This window comes from Halomonas elongata DSM 2581 (assembly GCF_000196875.2).
GTDB classification, from domain to species: domain Bacteria; phylum Pseudomonadota; class Gammaproteobacteria; order Pseudomonadales; family Halomonadaceae; genus Halomonas; species Halomonas elongata.
Genome location: NC_014532.2, coordinates 3,450,198 through 3,469,383, shown reverse-complemented (window position 1 = coordinate 3,469,383; position 19,186 = coordinate 3,450,198). Strand labels below are relative to the sequence as shown.

Here is a 19,186-nt window from a genome sequence, read left to right as displayed (position 1 = left end):
ATTGCTGTAGACCAATGTTTAATACTAAGAATGTTTATGTGGTAAACAATTTGTGGAAGTCTTTAAGTCCATGCTACCAAGGCGTCGACGCCCGGGGTAGGGCAGGTCGACCCTTCTCGACAATGACCATAATGACAGGGTGCGATCATGTTAGATTCCTTCCGCGATGTCCGTCTGGGAACGGCGACTGCCCACCTGGCCCGTCGTGATGACGGGGTGCAACTGCTGCGCGTCGAAGAGCCGCTCGGCGAATATCCGGAAACCCTGATGGGATGCCTGGATTACTGGGCGGCGGTGGCGCCCGATCGGTGTTTCGTGGCGCAGCGCGACGGGGCGGGCGAGTGGCAGCGGTTGAGCTATGCCGAGACCCTGACCAGGGTTCGCTCCCTGGCCCAGGGGCTGCTCGATGCGGGCCTGAATGCCGAACGTCCCTTGGCTATCCTCAGCGGAAATTCCGTCGAGCACTTGTTGCTGGCGATGGCGGCCATGTACGTGGGAATCCCCTATGCGCCGATATCCCCTGCCTATTCACTGGTCAGCAAGGACTTCGGCAAGCTACGTCATATCACCGACTTGCTGACCCCGGGCATGGTGCTGGTCGACCAGGCGGATGACTTCGCCGCTGCCCTGGCGGCGGTACAGGTCGATGACGGTACCTGCCTGGCGCTGGAGCCCGGGTCGATCTCCGGTGCGCGCGCTTTCGCCGAGTTGCTGGACACACCGGTGAGCGAAGCGGTCGATGCTGCCCATGCAACCGTCACTCCCGATACCATCGCCAAGTTCCTGTTCACCTCCGGTTCCACCGGCATGCCCAAAGGGGTCATCAACACCAATCGCATGCTCTGCGCCAACCAGGAGATGCTGGCAGCCCAGATGCCCTTCCTGCGCGACGAACCGCCGGTGCTGGTGGACTGGCTGCCCTGGAACCATACCTTTGGCGGCAACCACAATATCGGCATCGTGCTCTACAACGGCGGTAGTCTCTATATCGACGATGGCCGCCCGGTACCGGGCGAATTCGATAAGACCATCGCCAATCTGCGCGACATTGCGCCGACCGTCTACTTCAACGTTCCCAAGGGCTTCGAGATCCTGGTCGACCACCTGAAGCGCGACGACGCTCTGCGCGAAACCTTCTTTTCCCGTCTCAACCTGATGTTCTTCGCCGCGGCGGGGCTATCCCAGCATATCTGGGACGAACTCGACCGCCTGGCCATCCAGACCCTGGGCTGCAAGGTAGGCATGTTGACCGGCCTGGGGGCGACCGAGACGGCGCCTTCGGCCATGTTTGCCTCGCTGGAAGAATCGCAGTCCGGTGTGGTGGGGCTGCCGGCGCGCGGGGTCACGGTCAAGCTGGTGCCCAACGGCAGCAAGCTGGAGTGCCGGGTGAAAGGGCCCAGCGTGATGCCGGGCTATTGGCGTCAGCCCGAGGTGACGGCCAGAAGTTTCGACGACGAAGGCTTCTATTGCCTGGGTGACGCGGTCAAGTTCATTGACCCGGCCGAGCCTCAGCGCGGCATGCGTTTCGACGGGCGTATCTCCGAGGACTTCAAGCTGGATACCGGCACCTGGGTCAGCGTGGGCCCGTTGCGCGCGCGAATCATCGAGGCTGGAGCTCCCCATGTGAAGGATGTGGTGATCGCCGGACTCGACCGCTCCTATGTCTCGATCCTGATCTTCCCGGATATGCCGAAGTGCCGCGAACTGGCGGGGCTGGGCAACGGGGCCGAGAATGCCGCGGTGCTGGCCAGCGAGCCGGTGCGCGAACGTTTCCTGCAGTTGTTGCGTGACCTGGACAGCGAGAGCACAGGCAGCGCCAGCCGGGTACGGCGGGCGATGCTGCTTGCCGAACCGCCGCGCCTGGATGCCAACGAGGCCACCGACAAGGGATCCATCAACCAGCGGGCCGTGCTCGAGAACCGGGCAGATCTAGTGGACGCGCTCTACGCCGTCGAGCCTTCCGAGGATGTGCTTCGACTCGATTGAAACCGGGCCCGATGAGGACTACATGCTGACCCACTCTCATGTCCGCTCCATCGAATGGGGTGACTGCGACCCGGCGGGAATCGTCTTCCATCCTCGCTACCTGGCCTACTTCGATCATGCGACCTGTTTGTTGTTCGCCAGGGCCGGCTTCGACCTGACGACCCTGCAGGCACGTTTCGGCGTGCTCGGCTACCCGGTGGTCGATCTGCACAGCCGTTTCACGACGCCCTGCCGCTTCGGCGATGAGGTGCGTATCGAGACGCGAGTTGCCGAGTTCCGCAACAGCAGCTTCGACGTGCACCACCGCCTGTATCGCGGCGCAGACCTGGCCGTGGAGGCCACGGTGACTCGTGTCTGGGCGGGGCCGCACCCGGACGACCCGCAGCGTCTGCAGGCCCGGCCGGTACCGGAGGCAGTGAGAGTGGCGCTGGGAACGGAGTAGAGCGCGGTAGGCCTTGCCTGCGGGGTCCTTGTCAGGTCGATCGGACAGCAGGCCCTTGCGGTATACCAAAGTCTGGTATCGGGAGTAGTGGTGATCTGGACTATAATCCGAAACAAGATAGATGTGTAAATCTATTGTTTTTATACACAACAATTACAAATTCGCTAAATCGCTGAGGTGATCCATGATGCATCGTTCCTTGCTCACGCCCCTGGTCATTGCCGTCTCCCTGGGGAGTCTGGCGTTCGCTGGCCAGGCCCAGGCCCGAGACCTGCGCATGGCGCCTGGGGTGCCGCCGGCGCATCCGGCGTATGACCCGATGTTCACCGAGTTTGCCGAGCGGTTGGCGGAAAAGACGGACGGCGAGCTCACGGGGAATCTGCTGGGCACCGAGGTGGCCAACATCGGCAACATGCGCAACGCGTTGCGCAGCGGCATGGTGGAAGTGGGGCTCTTTCTGCCGGCCTACTTCCCGGCCGATCTGCCGGAGTTCAACCTGGTGGGCGACCTGGCGCTTCTTGGCACGAATCCGCATGCCATGGGAGCAGCGATGACCGAATATATCGTGACGTGCGGCGAGTGCCAGCAGGAGCTCAAGAAGCTGGGCATCGTCTATACCAGCTCCCATGCGTCGGACCTGTATCGGATCCTCAGCACCGAACCGGCCAGTTCCCTCGACGATCTCCAGGGGCTGCGCATGCGAGTCGGTGGTCCCCAGTATTCCCGCTGGGCGGAGGCGATGGGCATATCGCCGGCCTCCATTCCGGTGGGCGAGCAGTACGAAGCGCTCTCGCAGGGCGTGATCGAGGGCACCATCGCGTCCGTCGCCGATATCATCTCCTTCCGGCTGGATGATGTGCTGAACCATATCACCGACATCCAGCTCGGCACTTTTCACAGCACCATCTCCCACGCGGTCGGTCAGCAGGCCTGGGACTCGTTTTCTCCCGAGCAGCGTAAGGCGGTGGTCGAGTCCTCCGTGGAAGCCAGTGCTGCCATCACCCAACGCTGGGGGTACGAGATGGCAGATGAGGCTCGGGAAATCGCCCAGGAAAGCGACATCGAGATTCTGGAGCCCGATCCCGAATTGCTGGATGCCACCGAAGCCTTCCTCGAAGAGGACCTGACCTACGCCGCCGAGCAGGCCGAGAACCGCTATGGCGTCGAAGATGCGGCGTCGAAGATCGAGCGCTTCCAGGGCCTGGTGGAGAAATGGACCGGTATCGTCGAGGACGTCGGCGAGGAGCCCGAGGCGGTCGCCGAGGCCATGGAGCGCGAGATCTGGAGCCAGGTGGACTTTTCCTCCTACGGCACCTGATGTCATGCCCGGAGGCCGGAATTTGCCGGCCCCGGGACCGCCGAGGACGCAGGAGGCGAATTCATGGCCGTGTTGTACCGCTTGACCAACCGGGCCGCCGTCGGGCTGGCGCTGCTGGGCACTGTCGGCATCCTGCTGATGGTGATTCACATCACCCTGGATGTGGTGCTGCGCTCGACTCTGTCGGTGTCGGTTCCGGCGACCGTGGAGCTGGTGACCCGCTATTACCTGATCACCATGGCACTGCTGCCCCTGGGGTGGGTGGAGTGGCGGCGTGAAATGATAGCCGTCGAGGCCCTGGAAGGACTGATGGGCCCTTGGCTGGTGCGCCTGTCGGATGTCCTGGTGTCGTTGCTGTCGGCGGCGATCTATACCGTCCTGGCCGTGGCGACCTGGGGCAAGGCCATGGAGCAGTACGACATCGGGTCCTATGTGATGTCGCTCAACTTCCCCATGCCGGTCTGGCCGACCTATTTCGTGTTGCCCCTCGCCTTCGCCCTGGCGGCCCTGGTCTGCCTGGTTCGCTTGCCCTTCCTGGCGGGAGGCGCGCCTTCGTCTCCCGAATCCCAAGGAGGGAAGTGATTCATGTCCGTCACTGTCGGCGTCTATGGCCTCATTGCCTTGTTGGTTCTGCTGGCCCTGCGTGTACCGGTCGCCCTGGCCTTGATCAGTGTCTCGATGGGAGGCATGAGCTTGATGCTGGGCTGGGATACGGCCATCGGCATGCTGTCCTCCGCACCCTATGAGTTCATCGCCAAGTGGACGCTCAGTGCGGTGCCGATGTTCTTGCTGATGGGCTTCGTCTGCTTTCATGCCGGGCTTACCAAGGGGTTGTTCAATGCCGCCAAGGTCCTGTTTCGCTGGCTTCCCGGCGGCGTGGCGATCTCGAGCATCGTCGCCAGTTCGGGCTTCGCCGCGGTAAGCGGCTCCAGCGTTGCCTGTTCGGCGGCCATGGGGCGTATCGCCATTCCCGAAATGGTCAGCGGCGGCTACAAGCCGAGCTTCGCCTGCGGCACCATCGCCGCCGGAGGCACCATCGGCGCGTTGATTCCTCCGAGCATCCTGATGATCGTCTATGGCGTCTTTGCCCAGGTTTCCATCACCCAGGTGTTTCTCGGGGGCATCACCATTGGCCTGCTGACGGCACTGAGCTACAGCCTGGTGATCCTGACGGTCAGCTGGTTGCGGCCCGACATCGTGCCGCGTGAGGCCGTCGGTGCCCGGGAGGTGGGAGCCCGCGAGGCCCTGGTCGATATCTGGCCGGTACTGGTGCTGGGGGTGCTGGTATTCGGCGGCCTCTTCTCGGGGATCTTCACGGCCACCGAGGCGGGGGCGGTCGGTGCCGCTGGAGCGATCCTGGTCGCCCTGGCGCTCGGGCGCCTGAATCGCCAGTCGATGAAGGCAGCGCTGCTCGAGACGCTGTCGACGACCTCGGCGCTTTTGATCATCGGCGTCGGGGCCAGCATGTTCACCCTGTTTCTCAGTCTGAGCGGGCTGGCAGGCCAGGTGACGGGCATGGTGACCGGCTGGGATCCCTCCTACCTGGAACTGATGCTGGTGATCGTCTGCATCTATCTGTTCCTGGGGCTGTTCATGGAGCCCTTCGGCGCCATGTTGGTGACCCTGCCGGTGTTGCTGCCGGTCTTCGAGCTCTATGACGTCAGCCTGATCTGGTTCGGGGTGTTGCTGGTCAAGCTGCTGGAAATCGGCATGATCACCCCGCCAGTGGGCATGAACATCTTCGTCATCAAGGGTGTCGCGGGCCAGTACGCATCGCTGATGGATATCTTCAAGGGCGTCGCGACCTTTCTGGTCGCCGACATCCTGGTGGTGGCCCTGGTGATCTTTTATCCCCAGATCGTATTGGTGCTGACCGGCGGCTGACCGTGCCGTGTGGCGGAGTGTCTCGAAGTGTCACTGCATTTGTTTGTTATATAAACAATATATTTTAAATGGCAACTTTTATGCCTGAGGAGCCCACAGTGAACAAGGTGATCGACAGCCAGACCGCGGCCGGCCTGATTCGCGACGGTGACACCGTCGCCTGGACCACCGCCGGAATGTGCGGTTTCGCCGAGGCGGTGGCCACGGCGCTGGAATCGCGCTTCCTCGAGACCGGCGCCCCTCGCGACCTGACGCTGGCGCACAGTTGTGGCTGTGGTGATGGCAAGGACCGCGGCATGAACCACCTGGGCCATGCCGGCCTGGTCAAGCGGCTGGTCAGCGGCCACACCGGCCAGGCACCGCGCATGGGCGAGCTGATCCGCGAGAACCGTATCGAAGGCTACCTGTTGCCGCAGGGTGTGCTGGCGCATCTATGGCGTCACATCGCCGGTGGCAAGCCCGGGGTGCTCAGCAAGGTGGGGCTCGGTACCTTCGTCGATCCGCGTCTGGACGGAGGCAAGGCCAACACGGCGGCCGAGGAAGATCTGGTCAAGGCGGTCGAACTCGAGGGCGAGGAATGGCTGCTCTACCGCACCTTCCCGGTGGATGTGGCGGTGATCCGCGCCACCACCGCCGACGAACGCGGCAACTTGAGTCTGGAGCGCGAAGCGCTCTTCCTCGAGCAGCTCTCCATGGCCCAGGCGGCGAAGAACAGCGGTGGCATCGTCATCGCTCAGGTGGAGTACCTGGCCCGGCGGGGCAGTCTGCACCCGCAGCGGGTCAAGGTGCCGGGCGATCTGGTGGATCATGTGGTGGTGGCCGAGCCCGAGCAGCACATGCAGACCATCTCTACCGGCTACAACCCGGCCCTTTCCGGAGATCTCAAGGTGCCGCTGGGCGGCATCGCGCCGATGCCGCTCGATCCGCGCAAGGTGATCGCCCGACGTGCCGCCATGGAGCTGGTGCCGGGCGGCATGGTCAACCTCGGCATCGGCATGCCCGAGGGCGTTTCCAGCGTGGCGGCGGAAGAGGGCGTCAGTGACCTGATGACCCTGACCACCGAACTCGGCACATACGGCGGTGTGCCGGCCAGTGGTGGCGATTTCGCCACTTCCTACAACGCCGAGGCGATCATCGATCACGGCTACCAGTTCGACTTCTATGACGGCGGTGGCCTGGATGTCTGCTTCCTGGGACTGGCCCAGACCGATCACGAAGGCAATCTCAACGTCAGCAAGTTCGGCGACAAGGTGGTCGGCCCGGGCGGCTTCATCAACATCAGCCAGAACGCCCGCAAGGTGGTGTTCTGCGGCACCTTCACCAACGGCGGAAACGTGGCGGTCGAGGACGGTCGTCTCGTCATCCGCCAGGAAGGACATCGACGCAAGTTCGTACAGCGCGTCGATCAGATCACCTTCAGTGGCCGTTATGCCCATGAGACCGCCAAGCCGGTGCTCTTCGTCACCGAACGATGCGTCTTCGAGCTGATCGACGGCGAAGTCACCCTCACCGAGATAGCGCCTGGCCTGGACGTCGAGCGCGACATCCTGGCGGCCATGGATTTCGTGCCACGCATTGCCGATGAGCTGCGCGAAATGCCGATGGAGCTTTTTCAGCCCCGCTGGGGTGGCCTGCGCGCGCGGTTGATCAACGACTGAGCCGTCGGACCACGTCTCCGTATTTCCCCTTCGAGGAGTCGAGCATGTTCAAGAACGCCTACATCCCCTATGGCGGTTACTACTCCAGCCCCTTCTGCAAGTGGATGGGCAGCCTGGCCAACGTCAACTCCATCGAGTTGGGGGCCGCCACCAGCAAGCGGTGGTTCGCCAGTCGCGACATCGATCCCGCGATCATCGACTACCTCTATCTCGGGGTCTCGGTGGGCCAGAAGTCGATCTTCTACGGCGCTCCCTGGGCGGCGGCTCTGATGGGAGCCGGCCAGGCACCGGGTCAGAACATCACCCAGGCCTGCGCGACTGCGACCACTTCGGTGTTCAATGCTGCCCTGGCCGTGGAGGCCGGCGGCTTCGAGACCACCTACTGCCTGCTCGCCGACCGCACCTCCAACGGCCCCCACACCATCTGGCCGAATCCTGCCGGGCCGGGCGGCGAGGTGATCGCCGAGAACTGGAACATGGACAACATCGCCGCCGATCCGGCCACCGGCAAGGACATGTTGACCACCGCCGAGAATGTGGCCCGTGAGCATGGCTTCTCCCGTGACCAGGCCGATGAGCTGACCCTGCGTCGCTATGCGCAATATGGCGAGGCTCTGGCCGATGAGCGCGCCTTCCAGCGGCGTTACATCTTCCCGGTCGAGGTGCCGGTGTCACGCAAGGAGACCCGGCTCGTCGAGGCCGACGAAGGCGTGATGCCGACCACCGCCGAAGGGCTTGCCAAGCTGCGCACGGTGCAGCCGGAAGGCATTCATACGTATGGCACCCAGACCCATCCGGCCGACGGCAATGCCGGGATCATCGTCACCTCCCGGGAGCGGGCCGCCGAGCTAAGCACCGACCCCAGGATGGCGGTACAGGTGGTGGCCTACGGGCATGCGCGTACCAAGCCGGCCCATATGCCCATGGCACCGGCCGCCTCGGTGCAGCGCGCGCTGGATCAGGCGGGCCTGTCCCTCGACCAGATCAAGACGATCAAGAACCACTCGCCGTTCATCGTCAACGACCTCTACCTGGCCAAGGCGCTGGGCCTCGATGCCGAGACCTTCAACAACTACGGCACCTCGCTGGTGTTCGGGCATCCCCAGGGCCCGACCCTGGCGCGCCTGCTGATCGAGGCCATCGAAGAGACCGCCCTCAAGGGTGGTGGCCATGCCCTGGTGACTGGCTGCGCCGCCGGCGACTCCGCGGCGGCGCTGATCGTCAAGGTGGGGTGAAGCGTTTCCGGTGATGCAGACCGGGAAGCCCGCCAAGGAACTCGGCGGGCATAGAAATGAAACGCCAGGGAATGGAAATCGCACGATGCTTATATCGGATTTCAAGTCTCCCTGAGGTTTGGGATCTCCATTATTAAAACAATGCGGAGATACAAATGAGAGTAAACAAGAACAAGATTGTGCTGGCGATTGCGCTTTCTAGCATTTCCTGCAATAGCTATTCACTTGAGCTTGGAGAGTTTGATGGAACCAAGGTCAGTATTGGCGGATATATCAAGGCGGAAGGTATATTTACCGATCCCGATGGAGGTGATCGTTATTTCGATTCCAGTGCCCGCCAGTCAAGGGTCAACCTGAAGATCAACAAGGAGGTCAAGGGGCATGATGTAACGGCCTTCGTGGAGGGTGACTTCTGGGATAATGCCATCGATGCCAGTGACACGAGCTACGCCATGCGTTTGCGTCATGCCTATATCAAGGTGGACGACCTGACATTCGGCCAGACCTGGACCGGGCAGTTCTATGCCAATGCGCCATTCGATGTCGAGATTCTCGATTTCTATGGAACGGGTATCGGCACCGTTTCCGGCAGTGGTGCTGTGGTTCGCCCCGATCTCGTCGTGCATTACACGCCGGGTGGCTGGCGTTTCAGCCTTCAGGATCCGGTCTATGACGATGCCGACCTGCCGGACATGGTGGCATCATACACCTACCGTACCGAAGCCGGGCACGCGTTCAACGCCGCGGTGACCGGGCGGGAAGTGCAGACTGATATAGATGACTCGGAGTTCGGCGCTGCGGTCTCTCTGGCGGGGAAGTTGAATTTCGGCGACACCTCTCTCGCCTTGAGCGGCTATACGGGAACGGGCAATAACGTTTATTCCGGATGGGGCTATAACGGTGCGACCAACCCAAGCAGCATCGCCGCTCGAGGTGAGGTCGATGCCTCGGGTGACCTGGTGAGCACGACTGGATTTTCTACAGGGGTAAGTCACAGGTTCAGCGAAAAGCTTCGAGGCAACATCCGCTATGCACAGGTGAAGGCGGATGAGGTAGCACCGAGCGTTCCCGACGATACCCTGGAGAAGATCAACGTCAATCTGATCTATACGTACTTGCCCAACCTGGATTTTGGTGTTGAATGGCGCGATCGCAGTGCATTCACCATGCCGCTTCGTCCGGGTGGGCAACAAGTCGAGGTGATGGCGAAGTACAAGTTCTAGCGCGAGCCCGTCAGATAAGCAGTTGAACCTTATTCAGGTTGCTTGTTTCGATTCTTGGGGCGAACCATCAAGATGCATTGATGGTTCGCCTTTTTTGATGTTCTTTTTTGATGTTCTCGGGATGTGACGAAAAGGCTCATGACACGCCTCTTCCGGATAGACCATGCCGCCTCAGAAGCCTGCCTCTGGAATGCGGGCCAGTACCTGGCCGCCGTGGCGCACAGCCCTGGCGTGGGAGTCGGCTTCGGGGGCCACGCTGGCCATGTAGAAGCGGGCGAGTTCGATGATGCCGACCAGGTGGTCGGCGTCACCTTCGCCGGCGTCGTGTCGGCGCTGTGCTGCCTCGGCGGCACGGGCCAGCTGCCAGCCGCCGCACACGATGCCCAGTTGATGCAGCAATGGCACTGCGCCGCCGTAGAGTTCGGCGGTTTGCTCCTCTCCCTGGGCGAGCAGCCAGTCGGTCGTCGCCGCCAGGCCGTAGACCAGTTCGTTCAAGCTTTCGGCCAGATCGCCGAGGCGCGCGTCCTCGCCAACCGAGCGAGCGCAGGTGCGGATGTCGTCGAGCAGTTCGCGCAACGTGGCGCCGTTGTCGTGGAGTATCTTGCGACCCAGCAGGTCGTTGGCCTGGATGCCGGTGGTGCCCTCGTAGATGGTGATGATGCGGGCGTCACGGAACAGCTGGGCGACACCGGTCTCCTCGACGAAGCCCATGCCGCCGAACACCTGGATCGCTTCGTCGCACAGCGCGTTGCCGAGCTCGGAGCACCAGCCCTTGGCCACTGGCATCAGCAGATCGACGTGGCGGCGATGCTTGTCGGCCACTTCGGCGTCCGGGTGGTGGCGGGCCAGGTCGAACCAGCCGGCGGCAGTGTAGAGGAAGGTGCGCATGGCCAGCAGTCGCGCGCGCATGCCCACCAGCATGCGCTTGACGTCAGGATGATGCAGGATCGGCAGCCCCATCTCGCCACTGACGACATTGCGCCCCTGGACGCGCTCCCGGGCATGGTCCAGCGCCGCCTGGTAGGCGCGCTCCCCCAGGGCGAGACCCTGCACGCCGACACCGAAACGGGCCTCGTTCATCATGATGAACATGGTCTTGAGGCCAGTGTGGGGCTCGCCGATCAACTGGCCGATGGCGCCGTCGTGGTCGCCGTAGCTGAGCGTGCAGGTGGGGCTGCCGTGGATGCCCATCTTGTGCTCGATGGAGATGCAGCGCACGTCGTTCTTCTCCCCAGGTTCGCCCCGTTCGTCGAGCAGGTACTTGGGCACCAGGAACAGCGATAACCCCTTGACCCCTTCGGGAGCGTCCGGCAGCCGGGCCAGCACCAGGTGCAGGATGTTGGGTGTGAGCTCGTGTTCGCCGTAGGAGATATAGATCTTCTGGCCGTGGAGGCGGTAGTTGCCGCTCTCGTCGGGCTCGGCGCGCATGCGGGTGGCGGCCAGATCGGAGCCGGCCTGGGGCTCGGTGAGGTTCATGGTGGCGGTCCACTCGCCGCTGACGATCTTCTCGAGCCAGGTGGCCTTCTGCGCTTCGCTGGCGGCAAACAGCAGTGCCTCGGCCTGGGCGACATTGAGCTGCGGTAGCATGGTGAAGGCCATGTTGCTGGAGAACCACATTTCCCACACGGGGGTGGAAACCAGCTTGGGCAGGCCCTGTCCGCCGAAGGCCTCTGGCAGCGATAGTCCCAGCCAGCCCGCTTCGCGGAACTGGTCGTAGGCGGCTTGCCAGCCCTGGGGAAGGACGACGCGCTCGCCCTCCAGGCGGCAGCCTTCCTGATCGCCCCGGCGGTTCAGCGGGGCCAGCACACCGCTGGCGAACTTGCCGGCTTCCTCGAGGATGGCATTCACCAGGTCGGAGGACGCCTCCTCACAGTCCGGCAGCGCGGCCACGGCGTCGAGGCCGGCGAGCTCGCCGAGAATGAACTGCATGTCACGCAGTGGAGCCTGGTAATCGATCATGGTGGCGTCCTCAAGCTGATGCTGGCCGGACCCGGGTCGGCGGATAACGTCCCGCTGGTGGGCTGATCCGGCGCCCACCAGCGTGTGGGAGTGCGAGGAGGCCTTACCGAGGTGCCATGCGCAGGGCGCCGTCGAGCCGGATCGTCTCGCCGTTCATCATCACGTTGTCGACGATCTGGCAGGCCAGGCGGGCGAACTCGTCGGGCTGGCCAAGACGATGAGGGAAGGGAATGGAGGCCGCCAGGGATTGTTGAGCCTCTTCCGGCAGGCTCTCCATCAACGGTGTCTTGAACAGCCCGGGGGCGATGGTCATCACGCGGATGCCATGACGGGCCATTTCGCGGGCAATGGGTAGCGTCATGGAGACGATGCCGCCCTTGGAAGCCGCATAGGCGGGTTGGCCGATCTGGCCGTCGAAGGCGGCCACCGAGGCGGTGTTGATGATCACGCCGCGTTCGCCATCGGCCTGGGGTTCGCCCTTGGCCATGGCCGCAGCGGCCAGGCGCAGCATGTTGAAACTGCCCAGCAGGTTGATGTTGACGACACGCGAGAAAGCTTCCAGGGGCAGGGGATCCCCGTCACGGTTCACGACCTTGGCGGGATCGCCGACGCCGGCGCAGTTGATCAGTCCCTGCAGGCCGCCGAAGCGTGACACGGCAAGATCCACCGCGGCCTGGGCATCGGCCTCGTCGGTGACGTCGGTGCGCTGGAAGGCGGCACGTTCTCCCGCGCCTTGCGCATTGAGTTCGGTGGCCAGTGCCTCGCCACGTTCGGCATTGAGGTCGGCGATCACCACCCGGGCGCCGGCCTCGTGCAGTTCGCGCACCGTGGCCTCGCCAAGGCCAGAGGCGCCGCCGGTGACGATAAAGGTGTTGTCCTGGAACTTCATGGCTCTCTCCTGAAACGGTAAACGACGTCGATAGGTAAGCGCTGAGTCATGTCGCGAGCGAGGAAGGTTGGTCGCCGCCGGAGCGCGAACACGCGGTACTAGGTGAGGATGTTGAGCACCGCCGGCGGCCAAGATGGCTAGGCCCGTTCCCTACGGGCCTTCGCACTTCCCACATCCATATGGGGCGTCGAGCGCAGCAATGAATCAGCCTTTCCTCAGGTGCGCGGGCCCTTGCCCTTGCGCTCGAGAAATTCCCCGATCCGTTCGGCAACCTCCGGGCTGGTCTGGGTCAGGGCGGCGGTCAGCGACTCCACGAACAGGCCGTCGTCGCTGGACATGTTGTCGATGCGCGATATGGCCGAGACCATGGCCCAGTTGGCCATGGGCGCATTCTCGGCAATGCGCTCGGCAAGCTGGCGGGCCTTGTTGAGGCACTCGCCTTCGCCGACCACATAGTGGGAAAGCCCCAGGCGCTGACCCTCGTCGGCTTCCATGATCCGGCCGGTAAGCATCATTTCGCACATGCGACCGGGACCGATGAGATTGGCCACTCGCACCGAGGCGCCACCGCCGACGAAGATGCCGTGGCGCCCCTCGGGCAACTGGTAAATGGTGTTGGGTTCGGCGACACGCACATGGGTGGCCGTGGCCAGCTCCAGGCCGCCACCGATCACCGCGCCCTGCATGGCGGAGACCACCGGGATGCCGCCGTTCTGCAGGCGGTCGAAGATGCGGTGCCAGCCCTGGGAGTGCTGCATCACGCCGAAGGGGTCTCGATTCTGATGCTCCGTGAGGTCGAGGCCGGCGCAGAAGTGCTTGCCCTCGGCGGCGAGGATGATCACCCGGGTGCCTTCCGGGGTGGCGATCAAGGTTTGCTCCAGGGCGCCCAGCAGGCGGTCGCTGACGGCATTGCGCTTCTCGGGCCGTGCCAGCGTGATGGTGTAGATGCTGTCGTCCAGGGATGTCTTGACGAGGGACTCGGTCATGATGGGCCTCGGCGATAGGAAGTTAAGGACTCAATGAATAGTGAATGATGAAAGACGTGGCCGGCATGCCGGTATAAGAGATGTCAGTCCGAGTGCCGCGACGGAGGAGCATTCGACGCTGGTTGGTGTCGTTCTGTCGGTGGTCATGTTGGCTCCTGATGGCCTGGCGTCGGGGCAGCACTTATGTTGATTGATATACTGTTGTAATAATAAACAATATGTAGATTACAACAGATATGCCGTCAGGTCATCTTGGCGTACTACGTCTTTGGTCGGGGCGGGTATCGGGCAGGCAAAGAAAAACGGCGACCCTGGGGTCGCCGTTTAGAGGAGGGAGGTGGGGGTGTGTCAGGCGGAGCACTTGTCCTGCAGGCTCATGGCTTCGTCGTAGACCGTGCTGGCCTCGTCGCCGATCTCTTCCAGATAGCGGTCGGTGGTTTCCTGCAGTACGGGCCCCCAGTCGGGATGTTCGAGGGCGTTGTCGATGACCACGAAGTCGTCGCCGGCCGCCTCGGCTTCCTGGCGCCCCTGGCGAATCAGCTCGTCGTAGACCTCGGCGGCGCGCAGTGACCACTCAAGCCCGCTGTGATCGTCGATGACCTGCTGCAGGTCGTCAGGCAGGGCGTCGTAGGTTCGCTGGCTCATGGTGGCGAACAGCGACAGGTCGTAGAGCGGGACTTCGGTATGGTGATTGGCCAGTTCGTTGAGCCGGAAGGTCTTCATGCCTTCCCAGTTGAAGCTCAAGCCGTCGACCACGCCGCGCTGCATGGCGGTGAAGACATCCGGCGCCGGCATGCCGACGGCCTGGGCACCGAGGCGTTCGAACATGTCGCCGACCAGTGGAGTGGGGCGGCGCAGGCGCAATCCATCCAGGTCTTTGGGCGTCTCGATCGGCTGTGCCTTGGTGTGCAGGTAACCGGGGCCGGTGGTGAACATGAACAGGGGATGGGTATCGGCATACTCGGCGTCGAGGTGGCCGGCATCGTAGAGGGATTGCAGGATGCAGGATCCCTGGCGGCTGCTGGCCGAGACGCCGGGCAACTCGATGACCTGCGTCAGGGGGAAGCGTCCGGCGGTATAGCCCTGAGCGGAGGCGCCGATATCGGCGATGCCGTTGGCGATGCTCTCATAGGTCTTGTCGGATTTGGTCAGGGTCTGGCCGGGATAGACTTCCACCTCCAGGCGGCCCTGGGAGGCTTCCTCGACGCTGGTCGCCCAGGCCTGGAAGAGTTCCTTGTCGATCATCGAGCCGCCGGGCCAGACATGGGCGACGCGCAGGGTGGTGGTCTCGGCCAGGGCGGCCTGGGTGGTCAGGGCGCTGGCCACCGCCAGGCCGGTCACGATCGGGTTGAGACGCATGGCATCCTCGTTGTGTCGTTGTGATTATGTTGGTGTCGTTGTGCTTGGGAGCGGGCAGCTGAATCAGAGATCCAGCACCAGGACCTTGCTCTTGGCGCGCGAGCAGCAGGGAGTGAACTGGTCGTTGGCGGCGTGTTCGTGATCCTCCAGGAAGAAATCCCGATGGTCGGGCTCGCCTTCCAGTACCCGAGTCAGGCAGGTGCCGCAGACCCCCTGTTCGCAGGAGACCATGACGTCGATGCCGTTCTCGGTCAGCACCTGGTGGACGGTCTTGTCGGCCGGCACGGTCAAGGTCGCTCCGCTGCTGGCGATCTTGACCTCGAAGCTGTCGTCATCCTCGGTATTGGCCACGGCGCCGGCAAAGTACTCCGTGTGCAGCTGGTCGGAGGGCCAGCCCGCGGATTGGCAGGTCGACATCACGGCATCGATGAAACCGGTGGGGCCGCAGACATAGACGCGGGTATCGGGGGCCGGCGTGGCCAGCAGTGACTCCAGGTCCAGCTTCTGCTCCGCCGGGCCGTCATCGAAGTGGAAGTGCACCTTCTCGGCGAAGCCGGAGGCGGCAATGCGGTCGCGAAAGGCCGTGCGCTCCGGCGAGCGGGTGCAGTAGTGCAGCTCGAAGGTGGTGTCGGTGTGAGCCAGGCGTTCCGCCATGCACAGCAGCGGCGTGATGCCGATGCCGCCGGCCAGCAGCAGGGTGCGTTCGGCGGGCTCGAGCGGGAAGTGGTTCTTGGGGGCGCTGATCTGGATCAGGTCGCCCACACGGATCTCGTCGTGCATGGCGACGGAGCCACCGCGCGAGGCTGGATCCCGGAGCACGCCGATCAGGTAGCGGTCGCGTTCCTCGGGATGGTTGCACAGCGAATACTGGCGAATGATGGTGTTCTGGCCCTTTGATGAGACCTGCACATCGATATGGGCACCGGCGCTGAACGCCGGTAGCGGCCGACCATGCGGGTCGGCCAGCTCGAAGGTGACGATGTCCTGGGCTTCCTCGTGCCGCGCCTTGACCTCGACGATCAGGGAGAGGGATGAGTTGCTCATGTCGTGGCCTCCGTATCGCGTGACTCACGCTCCTCGGCGAGGATGCGGTCGATGACGCGCCGTGCCTGGACGCCGCCGCCGTCGATGTTGAGCTTGAGCAATTGGCGGTCCGGATAGCGCAGCAGGTTGCGCTGTTGCGACTCGAGCATCTCCAGGTCCTCGGAGAAGATCTGGCCCTGGCCCTCGCGAATCTGGTCGGTGAGCTCCTGGTCTTCCGGCTTGAAGTTGCGCGCCATGCCCCAGAAGTACCAGATCGAGGTGTCCGTCTCGGGAGTGATGAAGTCCACCACGATGCTCGAGGCCTTGAGGTTGGCGGGAGCGTCATATCCCCCGTGGCCGGCATGGGCGACTCCCACCTCGATCAGCACGTGACTCGGCGGCGTGAAGCGGCAGATCTGCCAGCGATCCACGGGCACGTCGTCAGCCAGGCCATTGCCGCGCAAGGCCGTCTGCCAGAAGGGGGGCGCCGGGATGTCGTGCATGTGGCGTCCGGTCGTCACCTCGTCGCCCTCGACCTTGGTTTCGGGGGCGGCTTCCTCGATTTCCGGTTGGCCGATGCTGGAGGCATGTACATAAGTCTCATGGGTCAGGTCCATGAGGTTGTCGATCATCAGGCGATAATCGCAGTGGATGTGGTAGAGCCCGCCGCCGTAGGCCCAGGCCGGGTCGTTGGCCCAGTGCAGCTCGGGAATCAGGGCGGGATCGGCCTTGTCCGGGTCGCCGGGCCAGATCCATACGAAGCCATGACGCTCTTCCACCGGGTAGGCGCGAATGCTCGGGAAGCCGCGCACCCGCTGGCCGGGCATGCTGGAACACTTGCCGTTGCAGCCCATCTCCAGGCCGTGATAGCCGCAGACCAGCTTGCCGTCGCGCACGAAACCCAGCGACAGCGGCGCACCACGGTGGGGGCAGAAATCCTCCACGGCCGCCACGCGTCCTTCGTCGCCGCGAAAGAAGACGATCGGTTCGTTGCAGATGGTACGTCCCAGCGGCTTGTCTTCGAGCTCATCCGGGGTGCAGGCGACATACCAGGTATTCTTGGGATAGGGGGCTTGATGTGTCACGGTTTTCTCCTCGAGTGCTTCCGGGCCGCATGGATGCCTTGCCGCGCTTGGCGGTCTGCGATCAGATGCTTTCGGTCGCGACATGGATCCACGCTTGTCTACGGTCAGGAATTGTTGTTTTGGATCCAAAGTAGATATCTTAAGCGATCATTTGGTCAACTTATGCTTTAGTTGGATCCAGCTGTATTCGAGGGCTCATCTCTCAGCGACGATAGGAAATTCAAGTGAGTGACAGCGACACAAGTGTGGTGAGCCGATTGCGCAAGCTGATCGGCGAAGGCGCTTTCCAGCAAGGGGAGCGGCTCGGGGAAGTGGCGATGGCCGAGCAGCTGGGCGTCTCGCGCACGCCGGTACGCCTGGCTTTCCGCACCCTGGAGCAGGAGGGATTGCTGCAACGGGCCGGCAAGCGTGGTTTCAGGGTGCGCGAGTTCACCGAGGCCGATGTGCTCTGCGCCGTGGAAGTGCGCGGTGCCCTGGAAGGACTGGCGGCGCGTCGCCTGGCGGAACAGGGAATGTCGCCAGCGTTGACGGCCGAACTGGAGTTCTGGATCCAAAAGGGCCGGGACCTGCTCGCCAAGGGATACCTCGAGGAGCAGGATGTCGAGGTATGGAGCGAACTCAACCGGCATTTCCACGAGAACATCGTTGGCTCGGCCGGCAGTTCGGTGATCGGAGATGCCATCGCCCGCAACAACCATCTACCGTTTGCGGCGGCGGATTCGATCATCATCGACAGCGAAGCGCTCGATCGCGAATACCGCAAGTTACAGCTGGCCCAGGTTCAGCACGAGCTGGTGGTCCAGGCGCTACGTCATGGCGAGGGTGCCAGGGCCGAGATGTTGATGCGCGAGCATGCCTTGATCGGACTGCGCTATGCCGAGTTGCTGGATGTAGGCCGGCACGCCCCTAGCGGGTAAGTGAGCATTTTCAGCCGATTTTGAGCGCCGTAGTGGGCGAGTGCTGGCAGGTTTCGGACAGGGCGTAAGACGAAAGTCGTTTTTCACGGCGCACCGGGGTGGTTTATCTTTGCTTCATAGTGCGAACTCATGTTCTCTATGCGAACTTTGAAGCAGATAACGATAACGACACCGATTGTCGGAGGATCCCATGAAGACCAAGGTTACTGCCTGTGTGCTGGCGGCTTCGCTCGCCGGGCTGGCCGCCACGTCCACGCAAGCTGCTACCACGCTTCGCATGGCCCACTTCTGGCCCGGTGCCTCGGGTATCAACCAGGATATCTTCGAAGCCTGGGCCGAGACCGTCGAGCAGGAGTCCGACGGTGAGCTGAAGGTCGAGATGTACCCCTCCGGCACCCTGGCCAAGGCCGATGCCATCTACGAGGCGGTGGGTAACGGTATTGCCGATGTCGGGGCCACGGCCCAGGGGTACGCGGCCGGTCGTTTCCCGCTTTCGCAGATCGTTGAACTGCCCGGCGTGGCGACCACGGCCACCCAGGGGGCCTGTGTATTGCAGACGCTCTATGACGAAGGGCATCTCGACGGGGAGTATGCCGATACCAAGCCGTTGTTCATGTTCACGACCGGTCCCGGCGGCATTCATACCATCGATACCGATATCCAGAAGCCATCCGATCTCGAAGGACTGCGCATTCGGCGTCCGACCTCGGTGGCCGGGGACATGCTCGAGAACATGGGGGCCACGCCGGTCGGCATGCCGGCGCCGGACATTTACACCGCCATGCAGCGCGGCGTGGTCGATGGCCTGAGCTTCCCCTGGGAAGGACTGAAAGGGTTCCGCATCAACGAACTGGTCAACTACCACACCGAGGTGCCCTTCTACACCCTGATCTTCGTGGCCACCATGAGCCAGCGCACCTACGACAGCCTGAGCCCCGAACAGCAGGCGGTGATCGACGACAATTCCGGCATGCAATGGGCCGAGAACGCCGGTGCCGTCTTCGACCGGCTCGACCGCGAGGGCAAGCAGGAAGCCATCGAGGCCGGCCATACCATCCGCGAGGTCGAAAACCCGCTGGAGGACCCGGATTGGCAGAAGCCGCTCCAGGCGGGCATCGACAGCTATCTGGCCGAGCTGGAGGAGCGAGGCCTGCCAGGGCGCGAGGTCTACGAAGCGGCACTGGACGCCAGCGAGTCCTGCGCCAGCGCTCAGGAGTAAGTC

At 63.2% G+C, this 19,186-nt stretch carries 16 protein-coding genes; 10 read left to right on the top strand and 6 right to left on the bottom strand.

What is annotated here, in order from left to right; all coding sequences use genetic code 11:
• Nucleotides 1-147: 147 nt before the first annotated feature.
• The 8 genes from HELO_RS16100 to HELO_RS16065 all read left to right on the top strand — a co-directional run bounded on the left by HELO_RS16100 (nucleotide 148) and on the right by HELO_RS16065 (nucleotide 9,746).
• Complete coding sequence (locus tag HELO_RS16100; protein WP_013333709.1) at nucleotides 148-1,986, top strand: feruloyl-CoA synthase; 1,839 nt, start codon at nucleotides 148-150, stop codon at nucleotides 1,984-1,986.
• Between the two features lie 22 nt (nucleotides 1,987-2,008).
• On the top strand, nucleotides 2,009-2,428 hold the full coding sequence (locus HELO_RS16095; protein WP_041602669.1) for an acyl-CoA thioesterase: 420 nt from the start codon (nucleotides 2,009-2,011) through the stop codon (nucleotides 2,426-2,428).
• A 184-nt stretch (nucleotides 2,429-2,612) separates the two neighbouring features.
• Nucleotides 2,613-3,746 (top strand): TRAP transporter substrate-binding protein DctP, encoded by a 1,134-nt coding sequence (dctP, locus tag HELO_RS16090; protein ID WP_109637518.1) that lies wholly within the window; start codon nucleotides 2,613-2,615, stop codon nucleotides 3,744-3,746.
• A 63-nt stretch (nucleotides 3,747-3,809) separates the two neighbouring features.
• A complete protein-coding gene (locus HELO_RS16085; RefSeq protein WP_013333706.1) occupies nucleotides 3,810-4,328 on the top strand; it encodes a TRAP transporter small permease in 519 nt (172 codons plus the stop codon).
• Nucleotides 4,329-4,331: 3 nt separating this feature from the next.
• Nucleotides 4,332-5,630, top strand: a complete 1,299-nt coding sequence (locus HELO_RS16080; RefSeq protein ID WP_013333705.1) for a TRAP transporter large permease — start codon at nucleotides 4,332-4,334, stop codon at nucleotides 5,628-5,630.
• Between the two features lie 98 nt (nucleotides 5,631-5,728).
• Nucleotides 5,729-7,288 carry an acyl CoA:acetate/3-ketoacid CoA transferase gene (locus tag HELO_RS16075; RefSeq protein WP_013333704.1) on the top strand — a complete coding sequence of 520 codons (1,560 nt, stop codon included), beginning with the start codon at nucleotides 5,729-5,731 and terminating at the stop codon, nucleotides 7,286-7,288.
• A gap of 44 nt (nucleotides 7,289-7,332) precedes the next feature.
• Nucleotides 7,333-8,523: a thiolase family protein gene (locus HELO_RS16070; RefSeq protein ID WP_013333703.1), complete on the top strand. Its 1,191-nt coding sequence runs from the start codon at nucleotides 7,333-7,335 to the stop codon at nucleotides 8,521-8,523.
• A gap of 155 nt (nucleotides 8,524-8,678) precedes the next feature.
• Entirely contained in the window at nucleotides 8,679-9,746 is a 1,068-nt protein-coding gene (locus tag HELO_RS16065) for a hypothetical protein (RefSeq protein WP_013333702.1), read from the top strand.
• Between the two features lie 171 nt (nucleotides 9,747-9,917).
• Here the strand turns inward: HELO_RS16065 and HELO_RS16060 are convergent, their stop codons facing one another.
• The 6 genes from HELO_RS16060 to HELO_RS16035 form a co-directional block, all read right to left on the bottom strand.
• Nucleotides 9,918-11,705: an acyl-CoA dehydrogenase gene (locus tag HELO_RS16060; protein ID WP_013333701.1), complete on the bottom strand. Its 1,788-nt coding sequence runs from the start codon at nucleotides 11,703-11,705 to the stop codon at nucleotides 9,918-9,920.
• Nucleotides 11,706-11,808: 103 nt separating this feature from the next.
• On the bottom strand, nucleotides 11,809-12,594 hold the full coding sequence (locus HELO_RS16055; protein WP_013333700.1) for a 3-hydroxyacyl-CoA dehydrogenase: 786 nt from the start codon (nucleotides 12,592-12,594) through the stop codon (nucleotides 11,809-11,811).
• Between the two features lie 215 nt (nucleotides 12,595-12,809).
• Entirely contained in the window at nucleotides 12,810-13,580 is a 771-nt protein-coding gene (locus HELO_RS16050) for a crotonase/enoyl-CoA hydratase family protein (protein ID WP_013333699.1), read from the bottom strand.
• A gap of 348 nt (nucleotides 13,581-13,928) precedes the next feature.
• Nucleotides 13,929-14,939, bottom strand: coding sequence for a TRAP transporter substrate-binding protein (locus HELO_RS16045; RefSeq protein WP_013333698.1), 1,011 nt, complete (start codon nucleotides 14,937-14,939; stop codon nucleotides 13,929-13,931).
• Between the two features lie 63 nt (nucleotides 14,940-15,002).
• Nucleotides 15,003-15,983: a PDR/VanB family oxidoreductase gene (locus HELO_RS16040; protein ID WP_013333697.1), complete on the bottom strand. Its 981-nt coding sequence runs from the start codon at nucleotides 15,981-15,983 to the stop codon at nucleotides 15,003-15,005.
• On the bottom strand, nucleotides 15,980-17,047 hold the full coding sequence (locus HELO_RS16035) for an aromatic ring-hydroxylating dioxygenase subunit alpha (RefSeq protein WP_041602200.1): 1,068 nt from the start codon (nucleotides 17,045-17,047) through the stop codon (nucleotides 15,980-15,982). The genes HELO_RS16040 and HELO_RS16035 overlap by 4 nt, the downstream gene beginning before the upstream one ends.
• 224 nt (nucleotides 17,048-17,271) lie before the next feature.
• Between HELO_RS16035 and HELO_RS16030 the strand changes: the two genes are divergently transcribed.
• Together HELO_RS16030 and HELO_RS16025 are read left to right on the top strand one after the other, a co-directional pair.
• On the top strand, nucleotides 17,272-17,964 hold the full coding sequence (locus tag HELO_RS16030) for a GntR family transcriptional regulator (RefSeq protein ID WP_013333695.1): 693 nt from the start codon (nucleotides 17,272-17,274) through the stop codon (nucleotides 17,962-17,964).
• Between the two features lie 190 nt (nucleotides 17,965-18,154).
• Nucleotides 18,155-19,183, top strand: a complete 1,029-nt coding sequence (locus HELO_RS16025; protein WP_013333694.1) for a TRAP transporter substrate-binding protein — start codon at nucleotides 18,155-18,157, stop codon at nucleotides 19,181-19,183.
• Nucleotides 19,184-19,186: the final 3 nt, after the last annotated feature.